Annotated in this window: 10 protein-coding genes and 1 pseudogene; 2 read left to right on the forward strand and 9 right to left on the reverse strand. The window is 65.7% G+C overall.

Translation table 11 applies throughout. The features are described 5' to 3' along the window. Window positions 1–1173, forward strand: a pseudogene (locus A5678_RS27410) (serine/threonine protein kinase); the annotation flags it as partial. 274 nt (window positions 1174–1447) lie between these two features. On the opposite strand, the gene A5678_RS27415 reads toward A5678_RS27410, so the two are convergent. The 9 genes from A5678_RS27415 to A5678_RS00615 all read right to left on the reverse strand — a co-directional run bounded on the left by A5678_RS27415 (window position 1448) and on the right by A5678_RS00615 (window position 12035). Further along, entirely contained in the window at window positions 1448–1546 is a 99-nt protein-coding gene (locus A5678_RS27415) for a transposase (RefSeq protein WP_197501999.1), read from the reverse strand. Between the two features lie 65 nt (window positions 1547–1611). Further along, window positions 1612–2151: a hypothetical protein gene (locus tag A5678_RS00585; protein ID WP_156746706.1), complete on the reverse strand. Its 540-nt coding sequence runs from the start codon at window positions 2149–2151 to the stop codon at window positions 1612–1614. A 148-nt stretch (window positions 2152–2299) separates the two neighbouring features. Then, window positions 2300–2554, reverse strand: a complete 255-nt coding sequence (locus A5678_RS00590) for a hypothetical protein (RefSeq protein ID WP_068036873.1) — start codon at window positions 2552–2554, stop codon at window positions 2300–2302. A 354-nt stretch (window positions 2555–2908) separates the two neighbouring features. After that, window positions 2909–3163: a hypothetical protein gene (locus A5678_RS26900; protein ID WP_156746707.1), complete on the reverse strand. Its 255-nt coding sequence runs from the start codon at window positions 3161–3163 to the stop codon at window positions 2909–2911. A gap of 10 nt (window positions 3164–3173) precedes the next feature. Beyond that, window positions 3174–5456 (reverse strand): WD40 repeat domain-containing protein, encoded by a 2283-nt coding sequence (locus tag A5678_RS00595; protein WP_068036876.1) that lies wholly within the window; start codon window positions 5454–5456, stop codon window positions 3174–3176. Window positions 5457–5843: 387 nt separating this feature from the next. Continuing rightward, window positions 5844–6548 (reverse strand): LmeA family phospholipid-binding protein, encoded by a 705-nt coding sequence (locus tag A5678_RS00600; RefSeq protein ID WP_231983547.1) that lies wholly within the window; start codon window positions 6546–6548, stop codon window positions 5844–5846. Window positions 6549–7642: 1094 nt separating this feature from the next. Further along, window positions 7643–8791 (reverse strand): alpha/beta fold hydrolase, encoded by a 1149-nt coding sequence (locus A5678_RS00605; protein ID WP_082945320.1) that lies wholly within the window; start codon window positions 8789–8791, stop codon window positions 7643–7645. Between the two features lie 596 nt (window positions 8792–9387). Further along, window positions 9388–10557 (reverse strand): serine hydrolase domain-containing protein, encoded by a 1170-nt coding sequence (locus A5678_RS00610; protein ID WP_068036884.1) that lies wholly within the window; start codon window positions 10555–10557, stop codon window positions 9388–9390. Beyond that, a complete protein-coding gene (locus A5678_RS00615) occupies window positions 10554–12035 on the reverse strand; it encodes a biotin carboxylase (RefSeq protein WP_156746720.1) in 1482 nt (493 codons plus the stop codon). Before A5678_RS00615 ends, A5678_RS00610 begins: the two co-directional genes overlap by 4 nt. A gap of 415 nt (window positions 12036–12450) precedes the next feature. On the opposite strand from A5678_RS00615, the gene A5678_RS00620 reads away from it, so the two are divergent. Then, entirely contained in the window at window positions 12451–12864 is a 414-nt protein-coding gene (locus A5678_RS00620) for a hypothetical protein (protein ID WP_068036885.1), read from the forward strand. Window positions 12865–12914: the final 50 nt, after the last annotated feature.

A 12914-nucleotide genomic window follows, 5' to 3' on the forward strand; every position in this document is an offset into this window, starting at 1 on the left:
GTCATCGCCAAAGGCATGGCCAAAGACCCCGACCAGCGCTATGCCACCACCGTGGAATTCGCGCACGCCGCCCGCGAGGCGACCACCGCGCCGACCCACCCACCGGTCTGGACCGACCAGCCCACCGCGGGCCCCATCCACGGCCATGACACCCTACTGGCCCCCACCGCGACCGCGCCCGTTCTGCCACCAGCGGCACCGCTGGAGGTGACACCCACCCCGCAGCGGCCCAGGTGGCGGCGCCCCCACGTCGTGATTCCCGCCCTGCTCGCTACCGCGGTGTTGATCGGCGCCGGTGTCTTCGCGGCCGTCAACGTCTCCCACCACCACAAGCCGACCGCCGGCGCACCCCCCGCCGCGGCGCCCAACACGGGTCCCTTCACCGGTATCTACACCGCCAACTTCGACCCGCAGACCGATCTCGACGGCAATCGGTACGAGGGTGCGGCGCCGACGACCGAAACCTGGGGCCTGCGCTCGGTGTGCCGCCCGGGCGAGTGCGTGGCCACCGCCGCGCGCCGAAGCGGACAAACCACGCGCGTGTCGACGCAGGTGTTCGACGAGGTCGGCGGCCGCTGGCTGGCCGTCGGCACCGGCCCCGGAACGTGCCACAACGCTCCCGCCGAACGCTGGGAGGTGTTCACCCTGCAGCCCCGCCCCGACGGCACCCTGACCGGCGACTACAGCTCGACGACCAGCGATGGCTGCGAACTCAAGCGGGCCGTGAGCTTCACCCGCACCGGCGACGTCGACGTCACCAGCCTGCCCGACCCGGCCGGCCAGCCACCGCGGGTGGTGTCGCCGGCCGAGGCCCTGCACGGCCACTACCACCACACGAGAACCTTCGACGACGGGAGCAAACAGGAGGACGACTACGCTGTCCGCACCGATTGTCTGCGCACCGGTGACCGGTGCATGAGCTATTTCCACAACCCCGACGGTGTCGTGCCGCTGGTGCTCGCCGGCGGGCAGTGGACCCGGGACAACGAGCGGGACACGCCGTGTCCGGGCGGTGGCACTATGCACATGAAAATCACCGCGGCGTATCCGCTGCCGCAACCGCCGCAGGATCCGATCACGCTGCTCACCGGTCACAGCCAGCAGGAACAGACCGGCGCCTGCAAAGTCGGCCATTTTGATACCGATAATCAATACGTGCGCACCGGGGATTAGAGGGCCATCCCTTTCCGGGGTTTCTGCTCAGATGACAAAGGCTCGCGGTGGTAGCGCAGCCGGCCCGGCCATAACGTGGACCGTCTTTTGCTGGCTCGTCGATTTTGACCGGGTACTCAGCATGGAGGTCGCTTTCTCTGCCTGACGAGTCGGCGGTAGCCCCCTTGGTGCCGGCGTTGGTGATGCCGGTTGGCATGAACGCATTGATGTCAGGCCACCACAAGTCGATGGTGGTGGCGAGGCTGAGCGGTTCAAGGATCGGCGAGTCGATGCATCAGGTGACGCGGCGGCGCACCTTGGTCAGGGCGTCGTCGGCGCGGCGCACCAGGTGGAAGCGCTCGGCGACGATCTGCGCGCTGAACAACCAGCCCACGTGTGCAGACCGCCGACGCGTATGCGGCCCGAGCTGGGCTCGGACTCTGGCCGGCATCGGTGTCTTCAGCGGTGCGATACGAAGCGCGACCACCATTGCCACAGGCCGTTTACGTCGGGTCCGGGCAGATGGTTGAGATCGGATCCCCCGAAGGCCAGGGCGAGCAGCGGGCCCGAGTCATTGGTCCACATCACGGCATAAATGTCACCCTCGAACCTGCCGCACGCGATCGAGCCACCCGTGCCGTTTTGTCCCGTCCACGAAGCCGGGCTGGCCGTCATTCCCGGGCATGTCAGAGCCTTGAAATGGTGCGTGTCATCGTAGATATCCGCGAATGAGTTGTTCAGCGCGCCGACATCGCTGAACAATGTGTAGCGCGCATCTGTTGGGCCGTTGGGCAGCGAATTGCCCGAGCATTCCACCATTGCCAGTGCCCCGGGGTCTTTTAATGACCCCTCGAGCCGATGGCACGCGCCTGCGCTATACCCCGGCGGCAACATGCCGAACAGGTCAGCAGCGGGGTCCGCCCTCGCCGTTGGAGCCGCACCGATGCTGGCCGCTGCGATGGCCGCTACGACGAATAGTTGGCGAATCATCCGGTTCATTCTGCGTCGTCGGACTGCCTCCTAATAGGGGCCTTTGGCCCGGGCGCCCGCATCATGGTGCCGTGGATCGGGATGACATTCAGCTCATTTCGAGATCCATTGGCAGAACGAATACCGACCATTGCGCGATGTGGCGGTCGCTTGACCCTCAATTCGGTCCAGGGGATCGCGTGCGACCGGAGCGCCGACCCAGGGTACGAAGACCCTGGATCAGCGCTGCGACCAGGAGGGCGACGCCCAGAAAAATCAGTGTTATCGCCCAGTTGTAGCTGCCCGAAAGGATGGCCATGCAACCCAAATCTGAGGCATGGTCGTCAAACGCCGACCAGCACTGACCCCAGCTGCGCTTTCCGATGACGATGCCCGAGATTAATGCACCGGTGCCGAGCAGCAACATGTTCATCAGGCGATAGTCTCATGCGATCGCGCTCGTTCGGCGGTTCCTTTACAGGCCGACCTAACGCGCTTAACGTTCTAGCGACACAACGGTATTGGGTTGCTCGAAGCGCCCAAGCGCGGACCAGGTGTGCGTTTCCGAGATCCGGTTCGGTTCAGAGCACAGCGTCCAATGGTCCACCGCCGCCAGATGAGCTTGAGCGCAGCCACCATGACCAACCCCGGCCCGAGTTCGGCGCCCGTTATCTCGTTGGTCGTCTTGCCGACTCGACGTTTGCTGTAAATGGTCGCGCACGAAAGCGTCGGCTATGGCTCTTATCTCCTCAGTTTTCTGGTTGCCGTGATGAGCTGTTCGGGTGTTCTAGAGGGCCCGGTGCTTGCTGCACCACAATGGTTCGCGCACTTCGTGTTTGAGGGTCTTGCCGCTCGGATTGCGGGCAGCGCAGCGACGAAGTCGACCGTTCGCCGGACCCGCGCCGCCCACCAGCGTCAGCGGCACGAAACCGTTGTGCTGCATCGCCATATCAAAGATCGGCGTCTGGCCGCGGTCGGCTCGATCCGGGCCCTGGCCTCGTTGCGCAGCTCGCCGGGAGGCCGCCGCCACTTCGACGCGCAAAGGGTTCGTGTCAGCCATCGGCGGGAATGGGCAGTCGCGGACAGGCTTCGATGTAACCAATGTCCGGCGACACCCAGTCCCGCCACTGCTTGTGGCTCATATTGGTGGTGAGCTTGGCGCACACCGCCGCCACCGGGTTGGGGTAAGCAGGCCACAGCCGCACGGTCGTGTCGTAACCGCCGGAAGCAATCCGCTCGCCGTCGGGGCTGTATGCCACGCTGTCCACCGAGCCCAGGTGGCCGGTGAGCGGTTTGCCGAGGGGCTGACCGGTGGCCGTGTCCCACAACCGCACGGCGTCTTCGTTACCGCCCGAGACAATCCGTTTGCCGTCCGGGCTGAACGCTACGCTCCGCACGTAGCTCCGCACGGAGTCGTGCGTGCCTCCGGTCATCGGGTCACCGACGGGCTGGCCGGTGTCGGCGTCCCACAGCCGCGCGCCGCCCCCACCGCCGGAGACGATCCGGTGCCCGTCGGGGCTGAACGCCACGCTGGTCACCTCGTCGTGAGTCATCGGCTGGCCGACGGCTTGGCCGGTGTCGGCGTCCCACAGCCGCACGATGTCCTTGCCTGCGCCGGAGACGATGCGCTTGCCGTTGGGGCCGAATGCCACCGGGGCCGTGGAGCCGGTAAGCGGTTTGCCGACGGGCTGGCCGGTGTCGGCGTCCCACAGCCGCACGCTGTCGGCGCTGCCGGAGGCGATGCGCTTGCCGTCGGGGCTGAACGCAACCCTCCACACCCCTTCGTGAGTCATCGGCCGGCCGAGGGGTTGGCCGGTGTCTGCGTTCCACAACTGCACGCCGTCGGCGCCGCCGGAGGCGATGCGCTTGCCGTCGGGGCTGAACGCCACGTCTGACACCCCCTCGTGAGTCAGCGGCTGGCCGACGGGTTGGCCGGTGTCGGCGTCCCACAGACGCACGGCGTTGTCAAAACAGCTGACGGAGGCGACTCGGCGCCCGTCGCGGCTGAACGCCACGCTGTCCACCCCGCACGTGTGCTGTCCGCCCCTCGGCTGGCCGATGATCGTGGGGCCGGTGTTGGCGTCCCACACCCGCACGGTGGTGTCCCCACTGCCGGAGACGATGCGCTTGCCGTCGGGGCTGAACGTCACGCTGTTCACCGGGTCCGTGTGGCCGGTCATCGGCTGACCGATCGGTTGGCCGGTGTTGGCATCCCACAACCGCACGGTGCCGTCGTGGCCGCCGGAGACGATCCGGCGCCCGTCGGGGCTGAACGCCACGCTGCTCACCGGGTCCGTGTGGCCGGTCATCGGCTGACCGATCGGTTGGCCGGTGTCGGCATCCCACAACCGCACGGTGCCGTCGTTCCAGCCTTCCAGGCCGCCGGAGACGATCCGCTTGCCGTCCGGGCTGAACGCCACACTGAACACCCCGTACCACTGGCCGGTCATCGGCCGACCGATCGGCTGGCCGGTGTAACCGTCCCACAGCCGCACGCCGTCGGCGTCGCCGGAGGCGATTCGCTTGCCGTCGGGACTGAACGCCACGCTCTTCACAGGTTTGTCAGTGAGCGGCTGGCCGACGGGCTGGCCGGTGGCCGCGTCCCACAGCCGCACGCCGTCGTCACCGCCGGAGACGACCCGCTTGCCGTCCGGGCTGAACGCCACACTGAGCACCCCGTACTTGTGGCCGGTCATTGGCCGCCCGATCGGCTTGCCGGTGGCGGCATCCCACAGCCGCACGGTGTTGTCGTTGCCGCCGGAGCCGGAGGCGATGCGTTTGCCATCGGGGCTGAACGCCACGCTATTCACCGAGCCCGTGTGGCCGGTCATGGGCTGACCGATCGGCTGGCCGGTGGCCGCGTCCCACAGCCGCACGGTGTTGTCCCCACCGCCGGAGACGATCCGCTTGCCGTCCGGGCTGAACGCCACGCTGGCCACCACGGCAGGTGTCTCGATGATCTTGAGTGTGTTGCTCATCTCTTCCAGCACACTGAGATATGGAGCATCATCAGGCGTTTGCGCAAGTCGCCGTGCGGCAGCCAATTGCTGGAACGCGCGTACATCGCCTCCGGGACGGGTAGCCAGCATCGACTCGGCCTCGGCGATCAGCCGGAAGCTGGTCGCCTCGCGGAATCTTTCATTTGCCTCACGCTTGGCCTGCGAGGCCTGCACGAAGCCGACGACGGCGGCGATCACGGCGATCACAGCGATCACCGCCAACGCCGTTATGAGAATCCGTGAGCGTTTACCCAGCGCGGCCGCATGCTCCTTCTCTTGGGCGGCTTGGAGTTCGGCGGCGCCGGGGTGGTGTTCGGCATCGTCAGAAGCGATCACACGTCCAGTATCGCTCGCCGACGACTCACCGGGACCGGTTCGTCGAACCCGCGTGCATCGGCCCAAACCGCCGTCCTGACGACGCCAGGCGTCAGACTTTGGTGGCGGCGGACGAAAGCGGCCGAGCGCACGGAAGCCGCCACCGACGACGCAATTGGATACCTGGCCAGCCACCCAGGATCGACTTGGCAGGCCCAATCTGCGTGTGTGCGGCGGACATCCGCAAAACAGGGCAGAGGCGGTGTCGGCGCACCGAGATGATCTGTGTCTTTACACGTCGAAACGGGATGCTTGGAAGCCGCCGCGAACGGCTTGCGAGGTTCGACCCCACCGCTGCCCGCCGGGCGCCGGCGACTAGCAGCGCCGTGCTCGCCGGGCTAAGTCGAATCAGACTCCGCTGAAGCAGTCCTGACCGGTGTCTGGCGACGACGATGCCGCCGGGATAGTCGCGTTGTTGGTCGAGAACGTAGCCTCCACGCCGGTAGCGGTGACCTTCACGCTGTCGGCGTGGATGCCCAGCGGGTAGTTCTGGGTCGCTTTGGACGTGAGACTGTCCAGGTTCTTCTGCACCGTAGCCGTCGACATATTGGAGCCCAGCACGCTCAAGTTGACCACCTGCAGTGAGAGCCCGTTATTGGCGATCTGGGGCTTGACGGTGGCGCTGTTGAGGAAGCCCATCAACTCGATGGTTCCGTCGCTGGGATTGGTGGCGACTTTGCTAGTCACCAAGCTGCCCAGCACCGGTATGGCGTCCTGGATCGATTCCTTGATGCCTTCGGACGACCAGGTGATGGTGGCGTTCAGCGCACCGATGGTGCCCTTGGAGTTGTTTGTATTGCTCAGGCGGAGGTCCTTGATATCGATGCTGATTTTCATGCCCTTGGCGCTGCGCACTTGATTGCCGGCAGTCTGCACAGAGATGTCGGGGTAGTGACTGCCGATGTACTGCCAGAGCATCGGCTGCATGGAGGCAAACGAAACCGTGGCGCTGTCCTGCACCTCGCATGCCACTGCGCTTGCCACCTTGCTGGCGGCCAGGCGGCGGAGGAATAGGTCAGCGCCGATTACGGCTGCCAGGATGACCACCAGCACGATGGCTAGGACCAGAACCCTCGACCGCCGGTTGCCAAACAGGCGCCGTCGGGTTCGCGCCGGGGCCTCCCTCGGCTCCGGTTGAGTGGGTGGCCGAGTGGTGGCCTGCTCCGGCGGGCTTGGTGGCGGGCTGGACTGACCTTGTCGCGGGGCCGGCGGGCGCCCCGGCGGATAGGGCCACGAGGCGGGCGGGCGACCAGGCGGATACGGCTGCGGACTTGGTGGGCGACCTGGCGGCTGTGGTCGGTTCGGCGGCGGCGGCGGGTATGGCCGGCCTCCCTGAGGAATCTGCCGGGTCGGAGATCCCGACGGGGGCACGGGCGGAGGCCCCGGGCGGACCGGTCCCCTGCCGGGGGCAGGCGGCTTGGCGGGGCGATTCCATTCCGGCGAATCACCGCCCGAAGGCCCGTGCGGAGTTGTCACCACCTCAATGGTGCCTTATCAAGAAGCGTTTGCGGCGCACGCATTGGCTCGTCGAATACTGACACCAGGTTTGCGCGTTGGCGGCCACCAGCCGGCGCGACGGTTCGGAAGGTCGTGTCGTGCGGATCACGCCTCGTACGCTTGCCCTGGCTCGTTGCAGCGTTTGTGGTCGCTGCGGCCGCCACCCTCGCTGACTTGATCATGTGACGGCGCCGCTCACCAGCAGCCGGGCCACCGGCGTGCCGCAACCCCGCAACTTCGCCGCTGGCCCATACGTGGGTTTCCAACGCCGCGCAGTTGCTGCGGTCCCATCCCGTTTCACGAGCGTCTTCTCGGTATGCGTGTTTCGTCATGTGGGTTGCCGCGCCGGTTGCCGCCGTCGATGGCGACTAAGGCAGGACCATCTCGGACGTCCGAGGGCTTGGCCCCGCATCAGTTGATCGACGATGTCGAACGACTCGGTGTTGTATGGCTTGGTAAATGATAGCAATCAAATCCACCACGGCCGCGAGAAACAATGCCGGCCGGACACCTAGCCATGCCTGTTCAGTCCGGACACGTGGCTGACAGATCGTTACGGGGACATCCCTGACAAGACACCGCGCGCGTAGAGTAGGGCGCCCTCGCGGGAGGCAGCCAGATGCGGGTTGGGGCGCGACGATACTGGGCGTCTAGTGCTGGCGATCAGGGCGGATTCGGACGTTCTGGCGGATCCCGGACCGCGTCTCATGCCTGTGCTCGGCCGCCCATCGTCGACACGTTCGTCCCGCCCAGGACATCCGTTCGTGCGTGCGCTCCGCCTCGCGTACCAGCTCGAGTTCGACATGGTCGAGTTCTTCCTCGCCGATCACGTCGGTGCCGTCCTGGAGGAACTCGAATAGCAGCCCATCGGGGTCGAGCATCTTTCGCTCCCAGGCGCCGTGGTCGTTTATATCGTCGATGCCGATTGCGTCGGCGGCGGTGCGAAGCACCTCGCCGAGTTCGCCGTGTAGCAGCTGCCGCAGCGCGTCGGCACCCTGCCGCGGATTGGCGATCATCCACATGTGATGTTCGCCCGGAACCCTGTACAGCGTGGCGTTTGCGTGGTCGGCGATGTCGCGGGCGCTGCCGAACGGCACAACCATGTCTTTTTCGCCATGCAGCACGAACGTCGGCATCCCCTCCTCACGCATGATGTGCAGCATCGGCGTGGAATCACCGGACTCGACGATGGCCTTCATTGTTTGGATCGGTCCCGACGGGTGACTGAAGTTGGGTCTAGACACCGATGCCAACAACCACAAGTAGCTGGCCTGGTCTCCCGCGATCATTCGCCACGGGTCGTTCACCGCGTCGAGAACCGCGGCGGAAGCGGCACTCAGTGCCCTGCCCGGCGACCTCACCAGCTTCTGCAACGCGGTGTCGAAGCTCGCCCCGGCAGCGGGGTCTAACAAGACTGCGGCAAGCACACGCTCAGGGGCGCGCGCAGCAAGGTGGATAGCCATCCGCCCACCCATTGAATGGCCGACGAACACCGCCGGCCCCAGTCCGAGGGCATCCAACGTGCGTAACACTGAATCGGCGCGGTCGGTGAAGGCGCACGCATTACTAGGTAGCCGCCCCGTATCGCCGTGACCGGCGGCGTCGATGGCGACCACTAAGAACCCCAGACCGGCGACCCGGCTGAGCATCTGTAGGTATGCGCGCCGGCTCAGCATGATGCCGTGCATGAAAACCAACGGCACCCCGTGGCCGCCGACGGAAAGGCCGACGTGGCACTCGTCGTCTAGTTCCACAATGTGATGTGTCAGGCGAATCCGGCCTTGCGATCCGTTATTCATCCCCACTCCGATGGAAAGCCCCGGAATCCTGTTCTGGCAGCGCGTGTGGATGACGACGGCGGGTGATATTACGCCCTGCCATGGGCAAGTGGCCGGTTGTCGGGCACGCCGTGCGGGCGGCAGGTCGTGGCGATTGCGTCGCGCAGACGTTCATCGAGCAGACTGTCTAGACATCTCTGCCACTCGACGATGCAGGCATAGTTCCCATCCCCTCGCGCTCGCTTGAGCTCGTGGTAGGCCCGAAGAACGCGGCGGTGGTGTCCGGACTTGCGCGCACTCATCGGCGTTGCCTTTTCAGATGCCTTCGGATCGGTTCGGCAATCCGCCCACGGATAGGACCCTAACCATTGCCGTTACGCAGACATTGAGGCTTGGCACACCACGCTCTAACCGGACGTCCCTACGGGCGGCAACCGAACTTTACCATCGCTCTTGCTGCGGCATCCTGACCAGATGCGGGGCCATACCATGTTGATCGGACATTGGGTCTGCCGCGAAGTTTGGCAGAGGTGGTTGACGAGCACGCAGAATCGGTGACTGACGATCCGCGAAGCAGTAATCATCGAGTGTGCCAAGACGACGTGCTACAGCTGCGTTCATGGTCGGAGTCGTGCTGACACCGCGTCGAACGCGCTCAGCGTGTCCAACATGTGCGGCTCATGGGAATGCGGCTGGGTGGAGACCTTGGCGGCAACCATCTCCGCGGCGCGGTTGACGTAGATCATCTGACCGCACATGCCGAGGGACAGCACCACGTTGTTGCCCGCATAGGGGAACCACATCTGGTTTCGGTACATCCCGCCGGGCAGGTCGGTGTCGTGGTCGGGGCTGGCGGCGAACGCCTGACGCGAGTCAGGGCCGCCGCCGAGGGTGTCGGCGATCCACGCCTCGGGCACCACTTGCTGCCCGGTCAACGAGACACCGTCGCGCAGGAACAGCGACCCGAACCGGATCATGTCGGTGAGGCAGGCGTTGACGCCGCCGTCACAGAACCCGGTCCCGACCGGGTCGACGGCAATCGTGGCGTCACTTTCGGCTCCGATCCGGCTCCACAGCAGTTCCGAGATCAAGTCGGGCATCCGCTGGCCGGCAGCGACCTCGCAGATCCAGCCGAGGACGTCCGTTTCACACGAGCGATATTCGAATGGGCCGCCGTGAGCCGATTTCTGCCGCAGGGTCAGCAGGAAGTCGTGCAGCGTGGCGGGAACGTCCGGGCCACTCTTGGGCGCCCATCCCATCGCCTGGTCGAGACGGTGGATCTCGGCGGCCGGGTCGTCGTAATTTTCGGAGAAGGCGATGCCCGACCTCATGTCCAGCAGGTGCCGCACCGTCGCGCCGGCGTAGCCGCAGTTTCCCAGGGCTGGAACGTATCTCGTGGCCGGCGCCTCGAGTTCGATCGCACCGGAGCCGTGCAGGGCGCCGACGACGGCGCCCACCAGCGACTTGCTCACCGAGAACAGCAGGTGCCGGGTCCCGGCCACCATGCCGTCCAGGTACTGCTCGGCCACCATCGCGCCGCGGTGGGCGACGGCCCACCCGTCGGTGACGGTGGCAGCCATCACCGCACCGACCGTGGTGGCCGCCCCGTCAGTGTTGGTCAATGCGATCTCGGCCACCGGTACGGGGACCGAGGGCAGCGTCGCGACCGGCCCGGTCCCACGTGGGATCACCGCGGTCGGCACGAAGTCTTCGACGTGCTGGAACGACCACCGCGCATAGGGCGGCGACAGCCAGTTGTGCAGTGCGATGCCGGCCGGGCGGCTCACGCGCGCGCGACGAGCCGCGAGACGATCGGCGCGGCGGGCGTCAGGGGCGTCGAGGTGAACTTCGCCTTCATACCCTTGACCCAGCGCTGGCAGCGCTCGCTGAGTTGATAGTCGTCCGTCTGCAGGTGTCCACGGGTGACGAGCACGCCGAGTTGGGCACCCTCGGAACGTAAGTCGCCGGGCGCCGCGACCCGCATGTAGAAGGCCTCGGAGCCGTCGAGCAGCGTGGCCCAGTCATTGGCGGTCCGCGAAAAGGAGACCCGACCGTCGTCGTCGATGCGCCACACCCCGGTGCGTGGCGTCGCGGTGAAGATCTCGATATCCGGCGACGTCTCCGTGATGATCACCTGGCCCCAGACCTCGTCTTCGCCATAGCCCCGCTCCCAGCGCGAGTTGATCGCCTCGATGTCGAGCTCGTACTCCACGTCCATGTACTCGAGCAGGTGAAAGAGGAACAGCGGAATATCGGCGTAGGCCTCGGTGGTCAAGTTCGTCATCGGGCTTGCACCGGACAGGCGCGGATTCACCTCGCCGAGGTAGAGCTGGTCTGAGTCGAGGTCGTGCAGAAGGTCCACTTCGAAGTAACCGAGGTAACCCTCGCGGCGCATGACGTCGCCCAGCTTTGCCACCATCTCTCGCGCGGCGTGGGTCTGGGCGGGCGGCAGCACCTCGCGCCAGATGTCATTGCCACACCAGCTGCCCCGGCTCGGAGTCAGCTCCGAATAACCGACGAGACTGGTCATCGCGGGGCCGACCACAGTGCCGTGGCGGGTCACGGCACCCTCGAGGCACACCTCCACATTGCGGATCCGCTTCATAACCTTGAGATCCTGCCCGACCAGGTCGCCGGCGTACTTGTCCCAGTCGCCCTGCCCGTGGACAAAGAACGTCCCGCTGCCCGCGTTGCCATAAGCGATCGAGATGACGAGGTCGTCTCCCAATCCGGCGCTTTGCGCGAGCGCCAGGAGTTCCTCGTAGGAGCCGGCCCGCCCGATCGTGTTAGGCACGCTCGGCACTCCCGCCTCGTTGGCCAGGCGCGTCATGACAATCTTGGAGCCCAGGCGCTCGCGCAGCTCTATCGGCGGGTGCATGACCTCGAGACCCGCCTGCCGCGCGAGGGCCTGAATTTCCGCGTTCATCATGACAAAGCAGCACTTGCCACCCGGACCTCGGCCCGCGATGAACTCGAGCGTCTCCGGATCGGACAGGAGGTGGCTGCACACCTCGTCCATGGAGTCGAAATCGCGGCGGTCGCGTCGCCGGGGCACGAACACGCGCGAGTGTGTGCCCTCGAAGGAGTCAAAGTAGGTCAGGTAGAAGAAGTTTCGTATCCAGCGGTCGACACCTAGCAGGTTGAACGGGGTCGGCGAGATGAAGTACAGCGGCACCTTGTTGGTGTGAAAGAACGCACGTACGTCCGAGAGACCTTTCAGCGGGCCGCGCCGCTCCGACTCGGGCCCACCGGCGGGCACGATCACGCCACCCGGGGCGGCGCTGCGCTCAGCGCGTCGGCGTTGCAATCACATACGTTCATTCCACAAGTGTGACCCCGCATGGCCTGCGGCACTCCCTTAACGGAGTTCCTTCATGAACTCTTTCGCCAAAGGTGCAGCGGAGAGCGGTCATGGCGAACGGGACCCTCGCCATCGTGTTTCCCCCTCGCTAGCCGCAATGCATCCACGCGCCCAAGCGTCGCCCCTCCGATCACCCGCGTGCAACACCGCCCTCGAAGACATGCGGCATTAATGGCTCCTAACAAGTGCCGCGAAGCTGTCGGTCACCAAAAGTTTGCCATTTAGACCGTTAGGGAACGACAATTGGCGTGTCGTGCGAGCAGAAGACGCTAGTCGGGGGATTATGACGTAGGGCGTCTCTATTCGAGGGGTGGTCGATGTGACGTCGGACGACTGGCAACCGGTGGTGCGAGTTGGAGAACCCAAGTTCGTAGCCGGGCTGGGGAACAGGATCAAGGTCGAGGTCAAGACACGGGGGTGGCTAAGCCGAGACTGGCGCGGCTACTTCGGTTCTCAGGTGTCGCAGCAACGGCTCGATGCCCGGTATTCCTCCTATCCCTGTTGGGATGAGGTCCAGCGCATCGAGGGTACCTGCGCAGTGGACGAAGCGGAGCACTACATCGAGATGATCGATGCGGCAATCCACTATGCGAACACGAGGTTGCGGTACGGCGCGGTGCAAACCATGGTGCTCCAGGGGACGCAGCGCGATCAACGAGCGTATGCGGTCAGACGGCGCCAAGCGGCGCTCGATCAGCTGGCGAAGAGGTTGGCAAGACCCGAATGCGGGTGAGCAATTAGTCAGGCTTCGGCCTGAATGCGTGATGCTCCTTGCGGCGTCGC

Origin of the sequence: Mycobacterium sp. E2733 (assembly GCF_001667585.1) — a bacterium.
Lineage (GTDB): Bacteria > Actinomycetota > Actinomycetes > Mycobacteriales > Mycobacteriaceae > Mycobacterium.